The following is a 23,440-nucleotide window of genomic DNA, read 5'->3' as shown; positions in this document are numbered from 1 at the left end:
ATTAAGTGCGGTAACCAATGCTTGTGCCGATACGGATGGAGATGGAACCAACGATTTAGTGGATATCGATGATGACAATGATGGAGCACTGGACACGACCGAGTTAGCATGTGGAAGCGGAGAAGCTGCCGTGACAAATACGGTTCTAACCGCTGGAAGCCAACAAATAGAAGGAACTTTTACAAATGGATCGGGTGTAGTAAATTACGATGTACAATTTACGGATTTAAGCGCTGCTTTAGTTGCAGCTAATGTTATTCCATATACTGGAGGGTTACATTATGTGGTGGATGATACAAACTTAGGAGATTATCAAGCTACAATTTCCGTTACACCACAATCAGGGTCTTTGTTGGAAAGTATTGAATGGGGACCATCTCTTTTAGGAGATTCAGATACTGAAAATAATAATGATGAGCAAACCATTACATTAACATGGAGCCCAGCTGTTACTGCGACTGTTGTCGATCCAGATAACCAATTGGATTTAGCTGACGGAACAGTTATTAACTCGGGGCAAGCAATTGTACAGGGTGCAGAATACGAATATACAAGCCAACCTACTTGGAAAATAGTATTTAATACAAACTTATTACCATCTCAATTTGAATTCAATGCTTCGCATGTTGCTTTGGCGGGTGTAGCTGATTTAAGAGATGAAGGTTATAGTTTAATAGCGAATGTTTGTAATTCCGTAAATACGGATGGAGATTCATTAATTAATAGTTTGGACTTAGATAGTGATGGGGATGGTTGTGCAGATGGAGTGGAAGCTGCCAATACCAACATTGCAAATAATGATATTGTAAATTATAATACAGGAGCTGATTCAAATAATAATGGATTGTTGGATCAGTTTGAAGATGGTACAACAGGAAATATAAATTATAATTCTAGGTATAATAATTATGCAATAGTAAATGCTATCAGTGCATGTGCTGATACTGATGGTGATGGAATCGGAGATGTGATTGATATTGATGATGATAATGATGGTATTTTAGATTTTGTAGAAAGAGAATGTTCAACAACACCAAATTATGATAGTGCCTGGGATATTAATGTATATCAAGGAGGAAGTGGACCGAGTTGTGGAGATAATTTAGGAATTGGTGCTGCAACTTTAATTGCTTCAGGAACTATGAATGAGTTTCCAGGACAATTAAAAATTGATTGGTACAACGGAGGACCAACTACGTTATTATCTACTTTAAATTCAAATGGAGGTTCTGTTACTGGGGCGAATCCAACTGGAACACATTGGATCGTAGAGCATATTCACACATTTACAGCTTCTGAAGAAGGATTCTATGATCTTTTACCTTCATCAGGAACACATGATAGTAAAATGGCTATCAAAGAAGATAAAAACGGAACAGAAACAGTATTGTTCTGCGAACCAGATTGGACTGTAGCAAGTCCTGGTATTAACAATGTTTATTTTGAAGAGGGAGATAAACTTAAACTATATGTGAATGAATATGCAGGAGCTAACCAAGGATTAACCATTGATATTGGCGCAGCGAATTCGCAATTATTCTGTTCTGATATTGATACGGATGGTGATACAATACCAAATCATTTAGATTTAGACAGTGATGGAGATGGATGTGCTGATAGTGTTGAATCTGGAAACACATCTATAGCAAATAACGATATAACAAATTACAACACAGGTACCGATGCAAATCAAAATGGATTATTAGATCAATTCGAAAGCGGTACTTCTGGAACTATAAATTATGCGTCATCGTATGGATTGTATGCGAATTCAGAAACTCTGAATAGCTGTACAGATACTGACGGAGACGGTATTAGCGATTTGGTAGATTTAGACGATGATAATGATGGAGTTTTAGACGAGTCTGAATCTCCAGGTTGCTTTTATACTGAAGAAGAAATTGGAGTCATAGTAAAAGTTACTTCAGGGTTAACTAGTCCTGATGATAGCCAACTCGATGGAGACATAGAATTACTTCATGATGACGCAACTACTTACACATTCAATTTTGATGCAGGTCAAGCAATTGCAGGAGCTGAATTATTCTTAATTGAGTATCCATTTCTTGTTCAGTTATCACAAGTAACCCTTGTAAATAATACTACTTGGGGAGCTGGAGTTACAGCGAAATTACAAGGATCAATTGATGCCGTAACATGGGTAGATGCCAGTACTGATGTTGATATGGCAACAACTGCCAACAAAGTTTTTACTAGTTCAAATTCCAACGAGTATAAGTATTATCGAATTTTAGGAGTAAACGGTGGTAATACAGTAACTTCAACCACGATTGGAGAAATAACTTCAACGGTAGCAACTGGATATGTGTCTAGTTTACATCCAAAGAGTTCATGTAATGTTGATACCGATACTGATACCACTTATAATCATCAAGATTTAGATAGTGACGGTGATGGATGTAGCGATAGCGTAGAGGCAGGAAACACTTTAGCAGCTAACAATGATATTGTAAATTTCAATACAGGAACAGATGCCAATACAAATGGATTATTAGATCAGTTTGAAGATGGTACCACTGGAAATATTAACTATACGTCTACATATTATTATGCCTTAAGCACGATTACAAATGCATGTGCCGATACCGATGGAGATGGAGTAAATGATTTGGTAGATATTGATGATGATAACGATGGAGCGCTTGACACTGTTGAATTGGCTTGTGGAGCGGGAGCAGCATCGGTTAGTAATACTGTATTAACAGCAGGAAGTCAGCAGGTTCAAGGAACCTTTACAAATGGATCCGGTATTGCTGATTTTGATATTCAATACACAAATTTAAGTGCAGCGCTTGTTGCTGCAAATATCGTTCCTGGATCTGGAGGTATACATTATGTAGTGGATGACACAAACTTGGGAGATTATGAAACAACACTTACAGTTACACCTCAAACAGGTGGTTTATTAGGAAGTGTTGAATGGGGACCAAACCTTTTAGGAAACACAGACACAGAAAATAATAACGACGAACAAACAATAACCTTAACTTGGAGTCCGGCGGTAACAGCAACAGTTATTGACCCAGATAACCAATTAGATATTGCCGATGGTACAATAATAAGTTCGGGTCAGGCGATAGTTCAGGGAGCCGAATATGAATATACAAGTCAACCAACTTGGAAGATAGTTTTCAATACAAACTTATTACCTTCTGCTTTCCAAATCAATACATCACATGTAGCACTTGCAGGTGTTGCTGATTTAAGAGATGAAGGATTCTCACTGGTTGCAAATGTATGTTATTCAGAAAATACGGATGGAGATAGCACGATAAATAGTTTAGATTTAGATAGTGATGGTGATGGTTGTGGTGATAGTGTGGAAGATGGAAATACCTTAGTTCCTAACAATGATATTGTTAATTACAATACTGGGGCCGATTCAAATAACAACGGATTGTTAGATCAGTTTGAAGATGGAACTACAGGGAATATTAATTATAATTCTACTTATGTATATGTTACAAATAACCTATTAAATGTTTGTGCTGATACTGACGGAGATGGAGTGGGTGATTTAATTGATATCGATGATGATAATGATGGAGTTTTAGATGCTGATGAAGGTTCAAATTGTAATACAGGTGTTGATTTAGGGGTTGATGGAACTTTTGAGGATTTAGCCGGTGTTGCAAGTACTGATGCTTATAATAGTAATGTTACTGCAGGAGGATGGAACAATGGAAGTGGAAGTGCAGATTCTTGGCTATCTCCAATGCCAACAACGGGTTCAGGAACTTGGGGAGGAATAGCGGATGGAACACCATCATCACCTGACGGAGGGGTCTTTGTTGGTGGTTATACTAATAATGCTTCAAGAGCGGAATCTTTTTATACCGATGTAACAGATTTAACCATAGGTCAAGAGTATACATTAGTGTTTTACCAAGCGCATGCTGGAGTCCAAGGAACTACACAATTGAATGATAATGCACGTTATGAAATAGTTTTTGGAAGCGAAACAAAGTTTAGTAACGAGCAACCTTATTTAGGTGAAGGAAACCAAGTTTGGGAAGAGCAACGAATTTTATTTACGGCTACAGCAACAACTCAAAGATTGGAGTTCTTTACCAATTCAGGAACGGACAATCATACAGGAGGGGCATCTGCATATAATTATCCCGTTATAGATGGAGTAAGAATTTTAGAAGGAGATCAAGTAGTACCAATCGTTGGTGGTTGTATTAGTATTGATACCGATGGTGATACCGTACCAGATCATTTAGATTTAGATAGTGATGGTGATGGGTGTTCTGATAGTGTAGAAGCAGGAAATACAGGAATAGGAAGTAACGATATTACAAATTATAATACTGGAACGGATGCAAATAACAACGGATTATTAGATCAATTTGAGGATGGAACTTCAGGAAATATAAATTATACCTCGACCTATGCACAATATGGATTAAGCAATTTCTTAAGTGTATGTGCCGATACCGATGGTGATGGAATAAATGACTTATCGGATTTAGACGATGATAATGACGGAGTTTTAGATGCTGTTGAGTCTCCAGGATGTTATTACGCTGAAAATGAGGTTGCATTTAACAATGCAACTACTACCTTAACAAATTACAGTACAAATGCAGCATATCAATTCTCTGAATTATACGATGGAGTACTAAATGATATTGGAGCTTATGGAGCTTTAAATACCAATATTGCAGGTGAAACTGTATATGAATTAGATCTTGAATTTCCAGTTGAACTTTCAGAAATAGATGTTGTATTTAACTATAGCATTTTTAGAACAGGAGCAACTTTTAAGTGGCAAGGGTATGATGGAAGCAATTGGGTTGATGTAACAGGTGTATTAAATGAAACAGAAACGACTAATAATACTTTTACTTATACCTTAAACCAAACAGGGCAGAAGTATACAAAATATAGGGTGCTAGGAATTTCAGGAACAACTTATTATAACCGTATATATGAAATTGTTCCAAAAGTTGATGGTAGTACGTATAAACCGTCATTATATCCTAAGTACAATTGCTCTGTTGATACAGATTCGGATTCAACATTCAATCATTTAGATTTAGATAGTGATGGTGATGGATGTTCTGATAGTGTAGAAGCAAATAATACGCTAGTAACGAACAATAATACTTCAACATTCAATACAGGGACTGATGCAAATAACAATGGATTATTAGATCAGTTTGAAGATGGAACCACTGGAAATATAAATTATTCATCTACCTATAGTTATGCAACTGATAATACATTGAGTGTTTGTGTTGATACAGATGGTGATGGTGTTGGTGATTTAATTGATATTGATGATGATAACGATGGCGTTTTAGACAATCAAGAGTCTACGAATGGTAGGTCTTGTTTTTCTTGTGAATTTGATCCAGAATATCAATATGTAAGTTGGGTAAGTGCACCTTATGTAAATAGTGGATATACTGAAATCGATGGAACAGTTACTGTAAAAGGAGAATTGGTAAATGTAACCGTAGCCTCAAGTATATTACATGGTTTTGATGGACCATTCCAAACAGACGATTTTTGTCCTCCTGTCAATGCAACAAATGCTTCGATTTCTTCAAATCATGTTGGAGCACATACAATTGATTTTGACAAACCTGTATTGAACCCTCGTTTAATGATGAGTTCAATGAATACAGGAGCAACATTCTCTCATGATGTTATTGTAATTCAAGGAGGTGTTGCTACAGTTAGAAACAATATTGCAGGTTGTGAATGTGATGCTACAGTAATCTTCCCAGGGGTATATAATCAAATTGCATGGACTGGTGGTGGAAATGAATTCAGAATGAGTATCAGTGTGGCTATCGAAAATGTAATGCCAATAGGTACCGCTCCTTATATACAAACAGGAATTTCAGCCGGAGATTGTACCGATATTTTCTCAGATAGAGATACTGACGGAGATACAATTCCTGATAGATTAGATTTAGATAGTGATGGTGATGGTTGTGGTGATAGTGTTGAAGGTGGAAATACAGCAATTGCTAGTAATGATACTACAAATTATAACACCGGAACCGACGCAAATAGAAATGGATTGTTAGATCAATTTGAAGATGGAACCACAGGTAATATCAATTACACTTCGACCTATGCACAATATGCGTTAAGTGATTTCTTAAATTTTTGTGCTGATACTGATGGTGATGGAGTGAATGATTTAGTTGATTTAGATGATGATAATGATGGTGCTTTAGATGCAACAGAATCACCAGATTGCTATTATAAAGAATCAGAATTAACGATACCTTCGGATGTTACAACTGAATTAACAACAAGATCAAATGAAGGAATTGAAAGAAGTTTTGATAATGATTCAGCTACCTATTCTTCATTCAATCCAACACAAAATATTGTCAATGTAACTCTTTTTGAAATTACACCGGTGGCTCCTATTGCTATTAATGCCATTAATTTTGAAATGGTAAACTGGTATATGACAACCAATGCTAGTTCTACGGTCAAACTTCAAGGATATGATGGAAACGCATGGGTTGATTTATCAGTTGCAGCAGCGCATAATACAGTAGCTAATGGTACCGATACATTTGTGAATAGTATTAACCCAAATACTGTCTATCAGAAGTATAGAATTTATGGAGTCGCAGGAACTAATTATTATAGTGGTGTTAGAGAAATTACTTTTGATATAAACAATTTTGTTTCAGAGTTATATCCAAAATCGAGCTGTTCTACCGATAGTGATGGAGATACCGTGTATAACCACTTGGATTTAGATAGTGATGGAGACGGATGTAGTGACAGCGTTGAATCTGGAAATACATTAGCAATAAATAATGACATTGTAAACTTTAATACTGGAACTGACGCTAACAATAATGGATTGTTAGATCAATTCGAAGATGGTACTACAGGAAATATTAATTATACATCTACCTACCATTATGCGACAACTAATTTAGCGAATGCTTGTGCTGATACTGATGGTGATGGTGTAAACGATTTGGCTGATATTGATGACGATAACGATGGAGTATTAGATACGCAGGAGTTAGCTTGTGGTACAGGAGCGGCTGCAGTGACCAATACAGTTTTAACTGCGGGTAGTCAACAAATTGAAGGAACATTTACGAAGGGTTCTGGAATTGCGGATTTTAATATTCAATTTAATAATTTAAGTGCAGCATTGGTGGCTGCAAATATAGTTCCAGTAACTGGAGGATTACATTATGTTGTTGATGATACAAACTTAGGAGATTATGAGGCAACAATGACAATTACTCCTCAAACTGGAGGAATGATTGAATCTGTTGAGTGGGGTCCAAATCTATTAGGAAACTCGGATGCCGAAAATGATAACGATGAGCAAACAATAACACTTACTTGGACACCAACCATAACAGCTACTGTTGTTGACCCAGATAATCAATTAGATATCGCTGACGGAACTATAATCAATTCTGGTCAAGCTATTTTCCAAGCGGCAGAATATGAAAATGCTGCACCACCAACATGGAAAATTATATTCAATACAAATTTATTACCAACTGAGTTTAGCTTAACTACTTCACATGTGGCATTAGCTGGAGTGGCTGATCTTCGCGATGAAGGATTTAGTTTGGTTACAAATATGTGTTATTCTGAAAATACGGACGGAGATAGTTTAATCAATAGCTTAGACCTAGATAGTGATGGAGATGGATGTAGTGATAGTGTTGAAACAAGTAATACACCAATAGCAAATAATGATATAGTAAATCATAATACAGGAACAGATGCTAACAATAATGGATTATTAGATCAGTTTGAAGATGGTACAACTGGGAATATTAATTATACAGCTACTTACTATTTTGCCACAAGTAATACAGCAAACGCTTGTACCGATACCGATGGCGATGGAATTGGTGATTTAGTGGATATTGATGATGATAATGATGGTGTCCTAGATATTGATGAATGCGATACAACACCTACGGTTACTAATGGAGATTTTGCCACTAATGATGCTACTGGCTGGACTGTTTCTCCTTCTTTGGGAAGCGCCTCGGGTGGTCGTTATTTAATTAATAATGATTCGAACTGGGAAGTTTCACTAACACAGTCAATAACAGTGAATCCTGGTGATGAAATTACAGTTACAATGGACTTAGGGTCATTGAGTACGAGTACAGCTTATCAAACTCAAGATGGATTTGACGTTTACATCGGTGATCAATTATTAGGAACAGCTCCTGGGAATATTGGTAGTACAATGACTGAATATTCTTTTAGCGGTATTTCTTCTGTGTCTGGAACGGTGGATTTAAAAATTGTTATGCGCCATGTGCATACAGGTAATAATGATTTATACTTGGATAATGTTCAATTTTCTAGTTACAATAGCCCTACTTGTACAACCGACTCTGATGGTGATACGGTTCCAGATAGATTAGATTTAGATTCTGATGGAGATGGATGTAGTGATAGCGTAGAAGCAGGAAATACGGCTATAGCAAGTAACGATACAACAAATTATAACACAGGAACAGATGCCAACAATAATGGATTGTTAGATCAATTTGAAGATGGTACAACAGGAAATATTAATTATACATCTACTTATGACACGTATGCTTTAAGTAATTTCTTAAGTGTTTGTGCCGATACTGATGGCGACGGTATTAATGATTTAAGTGATTTAGATGATGATAATGATGGTGCGTTAGATGCCGTGGAGTCACCTACTTGTTATTATGATTCTTCAGAAGTAGCTATTGTTAACGTAACAACTTCGTTAACAAATTATAGCACAAATGCGGCTTATCAATTCTCAGAGTTATATGATGGTGTACTGAACGATATTGCTTCTTACGGAGCATTAAATACAAATATTACTGGAGAAACGGTTTATGAATTAGAAATGGCTTTCCCAGTAGAACTTTCTGAAATAGATGTTGTTTTCAATTATAGTATTTTCAGAACATCAGCAACGTTTAAATGGCAAGGATATGATGGAAGTAATTGGGTAGATGTTACAGGCGTATTAAACGAAACTGAAACTACAAGTAATACCTATACGTATACCTTAAATCAAACAGGTCAGCGATATACAAGATATAGGCTTTTAGGAGTTTCAGGAGCAACATATTACAACCGTATTTATGAAATTGTACCGAAAGTACCTACGACCTATCAAGCAAGTTTACATCCAAAAGATAATTGTAGTGAAGATACAGATACCGATTCAGCCTTTAATCATTTAGACTTAGATAGTGATGGTGATGGATGTAGTGATGGGGTTGAAGCAGGAAATACCTTAGTGCCAAACAATGATATTGTAAACTTTAACACAGGAACAGATGCTAACAGTAATGGATTGCTAGATCAATTTGAGGATGGCACAACAGGAAATATTAATTATAGTTCTACTTATCAATTTGCGGTTAACAGCTCATTAAGCGTTTGTATCGATACTGATGGCGATGGTATTGGTGATTTAAGAGATATAGATGATGATAATGATGGTGTACTTGATGTTGTGGAATGCCCAACATTGCAAGGAACTAATATCTATGGTTCATTTGATGAGTTCAATGAACAAACTTGGGCAACCCTAACACCTTCTGATGGTTCGGCAACTTGGGAAAATCACTCAACTTCAGCAACTACAACTTTTGAAATAGTCGAAGGAACAGATGGTTATTCTAATCAATATGCAATGAATGTATTGTCTCCACAAGGAGGGAAGTATGCTGGATTTGCTCATACGGAAGCCATTCAAACAACCATGAGTAATTTAGTGGTTGGAGATACCTATCAAGTAACGTTCTATTGGGCAAATGCAGGAAGGGCTTCAAGTGAAAGAAACGATACTGCTGTAACAGTGTATCTTCCAGATGGAGATCAGGTTACGAGTGTACAAACATACGATCCAGATACTTGGCACACAGAAACCTTAACTTTTGTTGCTACACAAGCAACAGATATTATCGGGTTTAAACTGACGGCTCCTTCGGCGGCAGGAATAGGTATTGATGGAATATCAATTACTGCGACAGGAAATTCTTCTGGTGGAACGTATTGTGATGCCGATAGTAATGGAACTCCAAACCATTTAGACTTAGATTCTGACGGTGATGGATGTAGTGATAGTGTTGAAGCTGGTAATACTTTAGTTGCTAACAATGATACTACGAATTATAACACAGGAGCTGATGCCAACTTAAACGGGTTATTAGATCAATTTGAAAACGGAACAACAGGAACCATAAATTACACTTCTACATATACACAATATGGGTTAAGTGACTTCTTGAGTGTTTGTGCTGATACCGATGGTGATGGAGTTAATGATTTAGCCGATTTAGATGATGATAATGATGGTGTTTTAGATGAGGTTGAATCTCCTTCGTGTTACTATACTTCTGATGAGGTGGCTATTACAAATGTAACTACAACATTAACAAATTATAGTACGAATGCGGCGTATCAATTCTCCGAATTGTATGATGGCGTAATGAACGATTTGGCTGCTTATGGTGTATTGAATACGAATATAACTGGGGAAACGGTTTATGAATTAGAAATGGAATTCCCGGTAGAGTTATCTGAAATTGATATCGTATTTAATTATAGTGTTTTCAGAACATCTGCAACCTTTAAATGGCAAGGATTTGATGGAGGTACATGGACAGATGTTACTGGGGTGTTAAATGAAACTGAGACAACCAATAATACATATACATATACCTTAACGCAAACAGGTCAAAAGTATACGAAGTATAGATTATTAGGGGTTTCTGGAGCTACATATTATAACAGAATTTACGAGATTGTTCCAAGAGTAGGAAGTTCATTCAAACCAAGCTTGCATCCAAAACCAAATTGTTCGGTTGATAATGATTCTGATACGGTGTATAATCATTTAGATTTAGATAGTGATGATGATGGGTGTAGTGATGGAGTTGAAGCAAACAATACACCAGTAGCAAATAACGATACTACGAATTACAACACAGGTACCGATGCCAATAATAATGGATTATTAGATCAGTTTGAAGATGGTGCAACAGGAAATATAAATTATACTTCAACTTATGAGGCATTTGCAACGGATAATGGCATAAATGCTTGTACAGATACAGATGGAGATGGAGTTGCAGATGTAATTGATATTGATGATGATAATGATGGAGTTTTAGATACGGATGAACAGGATTGTACTTTAACTGAGGCAACCAATCCAGGAGATATGACTTGGCATGGAACCGCCGCTGTAAACGTATCGTCTCCAACCTCAACAACTTTGAATGTAACAGGAGCGGCTTGGGCAACGGCTTATTCAGATCAAATTTTTACGTTACCATTAGTAATGGAAGGTACCGTTACATCAGCCTCTAATGGAATGATAGGTTTCTTACCAGTTAGCGGAACGGAAATAACAGGTTCTAATTGGGATGATGGAGGATATAAATTCCAATTTAACGGATCCAATGGAATGTATGTTCGTCATGGAGCTGCTGTTAGTGGATGGCATGCTCCTTCTATTGTTGGAACTACATTTAGGTTAGAAGTAGATGTTGCAGGGAACATGAGTTATATTCATAACGGAACAACCGTTTATACAGGTACAGTTCCTATAGAAGATTATAAAATAACTGTTTCACGTGGTGCTTTCAATATTGATAATTTCTCTGTTTCAGGTAGATCAAGTACTTGCGGAAATATTGATACTGATTCAGATACCATTCCTGATCATTTAGATTTGGATAGCGATGGTGATGGCTGTGCTGATGGTGTTGAAGCAGGAAATACATTAACAACAGAAAATGATATTGTCAGTTATAATACAGGAACAGATGCCAATAATAATGGATTATTAGATCAGTTTGAAGACGGAACAACTGGAAATATTAATTATACTTCTACCTATAGTCAATATGGATTAGATAATACACAAAGTTTATGTGTTGATACAGATGGAGATGGTGTTGGAGATATTGTGGATGTCGATGATGATAATGACGGTATTTATGATACGGATGAACAAAATTGTAACGTAATTGAAACTACAAATCCAGGAGACATGACCTGGCATGGTACGGCGGCTTCAGATGTGTCAGCTCCTATAACAACTACTTTACAAGTAACTGGTGCGGCTTGGGCGACGGCTTATTCTGATCAAACCTTTAATTTACCAGTCGTTATGGAAGGAACCGTAACAAGTGTTAGTAACGGAATGATAGGTTTCTTCCCAGTAAGTGGAACGGAAATAACGGGTGCAGATTGGAACGATGGAGGATTTAAGTTCCAGTTTGATAATACAAATGGAATGTACGTACGTCATGGTGCAGCCGTAAGTGGTTGGCATGCACCTTCAATAGTAGGTACAACATTTAGACTGGAAATAGATGCTGCTGGAAATATGACCTATATCCACAACGGATCGACTGTTTATACAGGAACAGTTCCAGTGGAGGACTATAAAATAACAGTTACGCGAGGCGCATTTACTATAGAAAACTATTATGTATCTGGTAAATTAGAAGGGTGTTTAGATATTGATAGTGATGGTGATACTATCCCTGATCATTTGGAATTAGATAGTGATGATGATGGATGTTCTGACGCAAATGAAGCCTATGGAAGTTATGATACCGATGGAGGTGATGGAGGACAGTATGGAACTGGAGATCCTCTTACAGTTGCTGGAGGTGAAATCAATCCAGATGGATCTGTTATCGCTGCAGCTTATGATACAGGTGTAGTAGCTGCTGTTACAGACGATACAATATCTACTGTTTGTCCAGATGATACCGATAGAGATGGTATTCCAGATGTGGTGGATTTAGATGATGATAATGATGGTATTCTTGATGCAGATGAGTGTGGAGGTATAGATAGTGGTGTAATAAACAATTTAAGATTATCGAATGCTTCGAATACCACAACGGGTGAAGTATTAATTGGCAGTGCAACTGCTCAAGGGCCTTATCAAACAACTAATGGAGGTCAATTTGATGTTCAAATGTCAGGTACAGGAGGATATTTACTTTTAGATGGGGTACATCAAATGACGAATACGGGCTCGCAAACAATTAACTTTTATGAAACAGGAACATCGAATCCAGTATCATTACAAGGTTTTGTGTTTACATTCTCAGATTGGGAAGGTTCAGGTGAGGTAATTACGGGATTAACCTTAACATTAGATGATGGAAGTACAGTGGTATATAACAATGCTAATGGATGGACAGGCTTTAAGGATAAAGATGGGATAGGAGTAGGTGAAGCAGGTACTGATTTGATTATTGGAGCTTCAGGACTACATACGAACTATGTACTCGGAGGTGGTGGACAAAATGATAAATTTGGGAAATTAGATGTATCCAATCTAAAGATTAGACAAATAGACCTTACAGGAAGTGGAACCTTTACATTTGGTTGGGAAGATAGGAGTTTCTTTGTTGACTATTATTTTACTTGTGGAGATACGGATCTAGATGGTACTCCAGATAGATTAGATTTAGATTCTGATAACGATGGTTGTTATGATGCACTAGAAGGTGCTGGTACATACAACTATACACAATTAACAGATGGTGCTTTCAATGGAGGTATTGATGCTAACGGTGTTCCAACGGTAACTTCTGGAGGTCAGGCAACTACATCAGCTGTAACTGATGTAAGTGATAATTCTGCGTGTTGTGAGCCAACAACGTCAGGTTTTACAGATACAGATTCGGATGGAATTATCGATTCTTGTGATTTAGATGATGACAATGATGGTATTCTTGATAGAAATGAACAAGCTTATTATGAGTATACTCAAGGTAATTTTGGATATGCAATAGGAGCTAATATTTATTCTAATGGAGGCATTAGACATACATCAAATGTAAATAGTTCGAGTATAACCAACGCAAAATTATTACTTCCTGTTGAGTCAGGAATGTTCTTGATTAACACTGAAGAAAAAGTAGGTTTCGAATTCAATGATGAAAATGGAGATTTAGTAACTGTATACGACGCAGTAATTGGTCAAACGGCATTTGCAACTGCAGGAGCCAATAATACAGGCGTTTTAACAGCCGTAGGTAGAGATCAGAATAATAGACAGGTTGCATTACTTTGGATAGCAACTAGTGCCGTAACTACTGGTCAAAACTTTTATGCTTTCGATACGGATTCAGGTATTACGAACGGAACAGATGTTGAGTTACCAGGAGATGAGGCGGCAGCAATTTCTGCGAATGATACTGATGGAGATACAACACCAAATCATTTAGATTTAGATAGTGACAATGACGGTTGTAACGATGTTGTTGAATCAGGAGGTACCGATGGAGATAATGACGGTGTATTAGATGGTTCAGGTTTTGATAGTAACGGACAAGTTATAGGAGGAACAGGAGGTTATGATGGTGTTAATGGGAATGAAGTAGAAGCTACAATGCTTCAAATTGATACGCAACCAACAGATGCTACTATCTGTCCAGATGGAAATACCACTTTTACAGGTGCAGCTTCTTCTTTAAGTACAACTACTTTTACAGGTACAGCGCCTTCAACGACTCCAGATTATAGTGGAAGCACACCAGCTACAGGAGATTTGGTATATCAATGGCAGGTTCAAATAGGTGGAGCGGGATTATGGAACGATGTGACTGATGGCGGCATATATAGTAATGCTACTACAGCAAGTTTAACATTAACAAATGTACCTTCGTCTGCTTCAACGAATAAATATAGATTAATAATTACAAGTACAAAAAATGTTTGTGCTAGTATAACAAGCTCTGAGGTTACACTAACGGTGAATCCAGAACCAGTTAATACAACTCCTCCAACAGCTACCGTTTGTAGTGATGTAGCCTTGAACCATGATTTAACAAGTGATGTGTCATTAACAGGAAATACTTTCAGTTGGAGTGCAGCAGACAATGCGAATGTGACTGGAGAAACCACGATTGCTTCAACGGCAACTAGTATTACCGATACTTTAACCAATACAAGCGGTTCAGTTCAAACAGTAGTGTATACCATTACACCGACAAGTTCAGATGGTTGTGCAGGAGATTCATATACCTACACAGTAACGGTAAATCCAGAACCATTTGTAGTAGCAGCACCTACGGATACAGTTTGTAGTGATGTAGCCTTGAATCATGATTTAACAGGAGATATAAACTTGGCAGGTGCTACCTTTAGTTGGAGTGCAGCAGACAATGCGAATGTCACAGGAGAAACAACAACAGCTTCAACGGCAACAAGTATTACCGATACTTTAACCAATACAAGTGGTTCAGTTCAAACAGTGGTGTATACGATTACACCAACGAGTTCAGATGGTTGTGTAGGAGATTCATATACCTACACGGTAACAGTAAATCCAGAACCATTTGTAGCGGCAGCGCCGACAGCTACCGTTTGTAGTGATGTTGCTTTAAACCATGGTTTAACAGGAGATGTAAATCTTGCAGGAGCAACGTTTAGTTGGAGTGCAGCAGCGAATGCGAATGTCACAGGAGAAACAACAAGTGCTTCAACGGCAACAAGTATTACCGATACCTTAACCAATACTAGCGGTTCCGTTCAAACAGTGGTGTATACGATTACGCCGACGAGTTCAGATGGTTGTGCAGGAAACTCATATACCTACACAGTAACGGTGAATCCAGAACCATTTGTAGCAGCAGCACCTACGGATACAGTTTGTAGTGATGTAGCGTTGAACCATGATTTAACGGGAGATGTAAATCTTTCAGGAGCAACGTTTAGTTGGAGTGCAGCAGCGAATGGGAATGTCACAGGAGAAACTACAAGTGCATCAACGGCGACAAGTATTACAGATACCTTAACCAATACGAGCGGTTCTGTTCAAACAGTGGTGTATACCATTACACCAACCAGTTCAGATGGTTGTTCGGGAGATTCATATACCTACACAGTAACGGTAAATCCAGAACCATTTGTAGCAGCGGCACCTACGGATACAGTTTGTAGTGACGTAGCGTTGAACCATGATTTAACAGGAGATGTAAATCTTTCAGGAGCAACCTTCAGCTGGAGTGCAGCAGACAATGCGAATGTAACAGGAGAAACAACCACTGCTTCAACGGCGACAAGTATTACGGATACCTTAACCAATACCAGTGGTTCAGTTCAAACAGTAGTGTATACCGTTACACCAACCAGTTCAGGTGGTTGTGTAGGAGATTCATATACCTACACGGTAACAGTAAATCCAGAACCATTTGTAGCAGCAGCTCCTACGGACACAGTTTGTAGTGATGTAGCGTTGAACCATGATTTAACTGGAGATGTAAATCTTGCAGGAGCAACGTTTAGTTGGAGTGCAGCAGCGAATGCGAATGTGACTGGAGAAACCACATCTGCGTCAACCGCTACGAGTATTACCGATACTTTAACAAATACAAGCGGTTCCGTTCAAACAGTGGTGTATATCATTACACCAACAAGTTCAGATGGTTGTGCCGGAGATTCATATACCTACACAGTATCGGTAAATCCAGAACCATTTGTAGCAGTGGTACCAACAGATACAGTTTGTAGTGATGTAGCGTTGAACCATGATTTAACTTCAGATGTAAACCTGGCAGGAGCAACCTTTAGTTGGAGTGCAGCAGCGAATGCGAATGTGACTGGAGAAACTACAAGTGCATCAACGGCGACAAGTATTACCGATACCTTAACCAATACGAGCGGTTCCGTTCAAACAGTGGTGTATACCATTACACCGACAAGCTCAGATGGTTGTGCCGGAGATTCATATACCTACACAGTAACAGTAAACCCAGAACCATTTGTAGCAGCAGCACCAACAGCTACCGTTTGTAGTGATGTAGCCTTGAACCATGATTTAACAGGAGATGTAAATCTTTCAGGAGCTACCTTTAGTTGGAGTGCAGCAGACAATGCAAATGTCACAGGAGAAACAACAAGTGCTTCTACAGCGACAAGTATTACCGATACCTTAACCAATACAAGTGGTTCAGTTCAAACGGTAGTGTATACCATTACGCCAACGAGTTCAGATGGTTGTGCCGGAGATTCATATACCTACACAGTAACAGTAAATCCAGAACCATTTGTAGCAGCAGCACCAACAGCTACAGTTTGTAGTGATGTAGCGTTGAACCATGATTTAACAGGAGATGTAAATCTTGCAGGAGCTACCTTTAGTTGGAGTGCAGCAGACAATGCTAATGTGACTGGAGAAACAACGACAGCTTCAACAGCAACGAGTATTACTGATACGTTAACCAATACAAGCGGTTCTGTTCAAACAGTGGTGTATACCATTACGCCAACGAGTTCAGATGGTTGTACAGGAGATTCATATACCTACACAGTAACGGTAAATCCAGAACCATTTGTAGCAGCGGCACCTACGGATACAGTTTGTAGTGATGTAGCCTTGAACCATGATTTAACTTCAGATGTAAATCTTGCAGGAGCTACCTTTAGTTGGAGTGCAGCAGATAATGCAAATGTCACAGGAGAAACAACAAGTGCATCAACCGCTACGAGTATCACAGATACCTTAACCAATATCAGTGGTTCAGTTCAAACAGTGGTGTATACCATTACACCAACAAGTTCAGATGGTTGTGCAGGAAATTCATATACCTATACGGTAACGGTAAATCCAGAACCATTTGTAGCGGTAGCACCTACGGATACGGTTTGTAGTGATGTAGCGTTGAACCATGATTTAACAGGTGATGTAAATCTTGCAGGAGTTACTTTCAGTTGGAGTGCAGCAGACAATGCCAATGTTACAGGTGAAACAACAACAGCTTCAACTGCAACGAGTATTACTGATACTTTAACCAATACAAGCGGTTCTGTTCAAACGGTAGTGTATACCATTACACCGACAAGTTCAGATGGTTGTGCAGGAGATTCATATACTTATACAGTAACGGTAAATCCAGAACCATTTGTAGCGGCGGCACCAACAGCTACAGTTTGTAGTGATGTAGCGTTGAACCATGATTTAACAGGAGATGTAAATCTTGCAGGAGCTACCTTTAGTTGGAGTGCAGCAGCGAACGCGAATGTGATTGGAGAAACAACAACAGCTTCAACCGCAACGAGTATTACCGATACTTTAACCAATACGAGCGGTTCAGTTCAAACAGTGGTGTATACGATTACACCAACCAGTTCAGATGGTTGTGCCGGAGATTCATATACTTATACAGTAACGGTAAATCCAGAACCATTTGTAGCGGCAGCACCAACAGCTACAGTTTGTAGTGATGTAGCCTTGAACCATGATTTGACAGGAGATGTAAATCTTGCAGGAGCAACCTTTAGTTGGAGTGCAGCAGACAATGCCAATGTTACAGGTGAAACAACAACAGCTTCAACTGCAACGAGTATTACTGATACGTTAACCAATACAAGCGGTTCAGTTCAAACAGTAGTGTATACCATTACGCCAACGAGTTCAGATGGTTGTGCAGGAGATTCATATACTTATATAGTAACGGTAAATCCAGAGCCATTTGTAGCGGCAGCACCAACGGATACAGTTTGTAGTGATGTAGCCTTGAACCATGATTTAACAGGAGATGTAAATCTTGCAGGAGCAACCTTTAGTTGGAGTGCAGCAGCGAATGCGAATGTCACAGGAGAAACGACTACAGCTTCAACCGCTACGAGTATTACGGATACTTTAACCAATACAAGCGGTTCAGTTCAAACAGTAGTGTATACGATTACACCAACAAGCTCAGATAGTTGTGCAGGAGATTCATATACCTACACGGTAACAGTGAATCCAGAACCATTTGTAGCAACAGCACCAACAGCTACAGTTTGTAGTGATGTAGCCTTGAATCATGATTTAACAGGTGATGTAAATCTTTCAGGAACTACCTTTAGTTGGAGTGCAGCAGACAATGCCAATGTCACAGGAGAAACTACAAGTGCATCAACCGCTACGAGTATCACAGATACTTTAACAAACATTAGTGGATCGGCTCAAACGGTAGTATACACAATTACTCCAACGAGTGCTGACGGTTGTGTTGGAGATTCATATACATATACAGTAACAATAAATCCAGAGTCATTTGCATCTAGCTCACCAACAGAAACAGTTTGTAGTGATGTAGCCCTGAATCATGATTTAACAGGTGATGTAAACTTGGCTGGTGGAGCTTTTAGTTGGAGCGCAGCAGATAATCCTAATATTACTGGAGAGTCGCTTACAGCACAATCCAGCTCTACAATAAATAATACTTTAACAAATGTTAGTGGTTCAGTCCAAACAGTTGTTTACACAATTATTCCAACAAGTGCGAGTGGTTGTGTTGGAGATCCGTTTACTTATACAGTAACAGTGAACCCAGAACCTTATGCGGCATCTATGGCTTCAGATACAGTTTGTAGTGATGTTGCTCTGAACCATGATTTAACTGCCGATGTAAACTTATCTGGAGTAACCTTTAGTTGGAGTGCTGCAGATAACCCGAATGTATCAGGAGAAACCACAACTGCTTCAACGGCAACAAGTATTACTGATACTTTGAATAATATTAGTGGTAATGTTCAAACAGTAGTGTATACGATTACACCAACAAGTGCGGATGGTTGTGTTGGAGATCCATTTACATATACAGTTACTCTAAACCCAGAGCCACATGTACCTGCAGCACCAACATCAAGTACAATTTGTAATAATCAAGTATTAAATTATGATTTAACAACTGATGTTAATATGACGGGAGTTGTATTTACTTGGGCAGCTTCGGATAATCCAAATGTTACAGGAGAGACCTTAACGGCTCAAACGAATCAGTTAATAACAGATACACTGAATAATACTTCAGGTGTTTTTCAATCAGTAAATTATACAATTACCGTAATGAGTGCTGATGGTTGTGCAGGAGATTCTTATATCCATACGGTAAATATTGATCCAGGACCTCAGATCGCAAGTGCAACACCGCCTGCAACTGTAATTTGTAGTGATAATACTTTGAATCATAATTTAGAGGATGATTTCTCAGTATCTGGAGTAACTTTTGAATGGTATGCGACAGATAATCCGAATGTAACTGGAGAAACTACGTCTAACTCTACAACAAATTTAATTACTGATACACTTAATAATATTAGTGGATCTGTTCAAATAGTTTATTATAATGTAACACCTACTGGATCAACGGGATGTGTTGGGGGAACCTACACTTATGCAGTAACGGTGAATCCTGAACCGCATGTGGCAACTCCACCAACGGAAACAGTATGTAGCGATGTAGCCTTGAACCACGATTTAACAGCAGATGTTAACTTAACAGGCGTAACTTTTAGCTGGAGTGCGGCTGATAATGCTAATGTCACAGGGGAGACGACAAGTGCATCGACTGCGACTAGTATTACCGATACTCTAACCAATACAAGTGGTTCAGTTCAAACGGTAGTTTATACGATTACACCAACCAGTTCAGATAGTTGTGTTGGAGATTCTTATACGTACACAGTAACAGTAAATCCAGAACCAGTAAATAGTACACCACCAACAGATACAGTTTGTAGTGATGTTGCTTTAAGTCACGATTTAGCGAGTGATGTAACATTAACAGGAAATACTTTCAGTTGGAGTGCAGCAGACAATGCAAATATCACAGGAGAAACAACAACAGCTTCAACGGCAACAAGTATTACCGATACTTTAACCAATACAAGTGGTTCAGTTCAAACAGTGGTGTATACCATTACACCGACAAGTTCAGATGGTTGTGCCGGAAATTCATATACCTACACGGTAACAGTAAACCCAGAACCATTTGTAGCAGTAGCACCTACGGATACAGTTTGTAGTGATGTAGCGTTGAATCATGACTTAACAGGTGATGTAAATCTTTCAGGAGCAACGTTTAGTTGGAGTGCAGCAGCGAATGCAAATGTGACTGGAGAAACTACGATAGCTTCAACGGCAACGAGTATTACGGATGCATTGACTAATACAAGTGGCTCAGTTCAAACTGTAGTGTATACCATTACACCAACCAGTTCAGATGGTTGTGCTGGAGATTCATATACATACACAGTAACGGTAAATCCAGAACCATTTGTAGCAGCGGCACCTACGGATACAGTTTGTAGTGATGTAGCGTTGAACCATGATTTAACAGGTGATGTAAATCTTTCAGGAGCAACGTTTAGTTGGAGTGCAGCAGACAATGCAAATGTGACTGGAGAAACTACAAGTGCATCAACGGCAACGAATATTACTGATATCTTAACCAATACAAGCGGTTCCGTTCAAACAGTGGTGTATACCATTACACCAACCAGTTCAGGTGGTTGTATTGGAGATTCATATACCTACACAGTAACAGTAAATCCAGAACCATTTGTAGCAGCAGCACCTACGGATACAGTTTGTAGTGATGTAGCTTTAAATCATGATTTAACAGGTGATGTAAATCTTGTCGGAGCAACGTTTAGTTGGAGTGCAGCAGCGAATGCGAATGTCACAGGAGAAACAACAACAGCTTCAACGGCAACGAGTATTACCGATACTTTAACCAATACAAGTGGTTCAGTTCAAACAGTGGTGTATACGATTACACCAACCAGTTCAGATGGTTGTGTAGGAGATTCATATACCTACACGGTAACGGTAAATCCAGAGCCATTTGCAGCGACAGCACCAACAGATACGGTTTGTAGTGATATAGCCTTGAACCATGATTTAACTTCAGATGTAAATCTTGCCGGAGTAACGTTTAGTTGGAGTGCAGCAGCGAATGCGAATGTCACAGGAGAAACTACAAGTGCATCAACTGCAACAAGTATTACCGATACCTTAACCAATACAAGTGGTTCCGTTCAAACAGTAGTGTATACCATTACGCCAACGAGTTCAGATGGTTGTACTGGAGATTCATATACCTACACGGTAACAGTGAATCCAGAACCATTTGTAGCAACGGCACCGACAGATACGGTTTGTAGTGATATAGCCTTGAATCATGATTTAACTTCAGATGTAAATCTTGCAGGAGCTACCTTTAGTTGGAGTGCAGTAGCGAACGCGAATGTCACAGGAGAAACAACAACAGCTTCCACGGCAATAAGTATTACTGATACTTTAACAAATACAAGCGGTTCCGTTCAAACAGTGGTGTATACGATTACACCAACAAGTTCAGATGGTTGTATTGGAGATTCATATACCTACACGGTAACGGTAAATCCAGAACCATTTGTAGCGGCAGCACCAACAACTACAGTTTGTAGTGATGTTGCTTTGAACCATGATTTAACTTCAGATATAAATCTTGCAGGAGCAACGTTTAGTTGGAGTGCAGCAGCCAATGCAAATGTCACAGGAGAAACCACGACAGCTTCCACAGCTACGAGTATTACGGATACCTTAACCAATACAAGTGGTTCAGTTCAAACAGTAGTGTATACCATTACACCGACAAGCTCAGATGGTTGTGCAGGAAATTCATATACCTACACGGTAACAGTAAATCCAGAACCATTTGTAGCAGCAGCACCTACGGATACAGTTTGTAGTGATATAGCCTTGAATCATGATTTAACGGGAGATGTAAATCTTTCAGGAGCAACGTTTAGCTGGAGTGCAGCAGCGAATGCGAATGTCACAGGAGAAACCACTACAGCTTCAACCGCAACGAGTATTACCGATACTTTAACCAATACGAGCGGTTCAGTTCAAACAGTGGTGTATACCATTACACCAACAAGTTCAGATGGTTGTGCTGGAGATTCATATACTTATATAGTAACAGTAAATCCAGAACCATTTGTAGCGGCAGCGCCGACAGCTACAGTTTGTAGTGATGTGGCGTTGAACCATGATTTAACTTCAGATGTAAATCTTGTCGGAGCAACGTTTAGTTGGAGTGCAGCAGACAATGCAAATGTCACAGGAGAAACTACAACTGCTTCAACGGCAACAAGTATTACCGATACATTAACCAATACTAGCGGTTCAGTTCAAACTGTAGTGTATACGATTACGCCAACGAGTTCAGATGGTTGTGCCGGAGATTCATATACCTACACAGTAACGGTAAATCCAGAACCATTTGTAGCAGCGGCACCTATGGATACAGTTTGTAGTGACGTAGCGTTGAACCATGACTTAACAGGAGATGTAAATCTTGCAGGAGCTACCTTCAGCTGGAGTGCAGCAGACAATGCGAATGTAACAGGAGAAACTACAAGTGCTTCAACGGCGACAAGTATTACGGATACCTTAACCAATACCAGTGGTTCAGTTCAAACAGTAGTGTATACCGTTACACCAACCAGTTCAGGTGGTTGTGCCGGAGATTCATATACCTACACAGTAACAGTAAATCCAGAACCATTTGTAGCAGCGGCACCAACAGCTACAGTTTGTAGTGATGTAGCTTTAAATCATGATTTAACAGGAGATGTAAATCTTGCAGGAGCT

The 23,440-nt window shown here is 38.7% G+C and carries 1 protein-coding gene (cut by both window edges); it reads left to right on the top strand.

The whole window is internal to a PKD-like domain-containing protein gene (locus ACKTTV_RS08440) on the top strand: the coding sequence, 40,353 nt in all, runs 5,384 nt past the left edge and 11,529 nt past the right edge, and what appears here is coding positions 5,385-28,824 (codon 1,795, partial, through codon 9,608, complete); the first codon wholly inside the window starts at position 2. Both codon boundaries (start and stop) fall beyond the window edges.

The sequence above is a fragment of the Tenacibaculum xiamenense genome, assembly GCF_964513065.1.
GTDB lineage: Bacteria > Bacteroidota > Bacteroidia > Flavobacteriales > Flavobacteriaceae > Polaribacter > Polaribacter xiamenense.
This window is presented reverse-complemented; position numbering and strand designations above follow the sequence as displayed.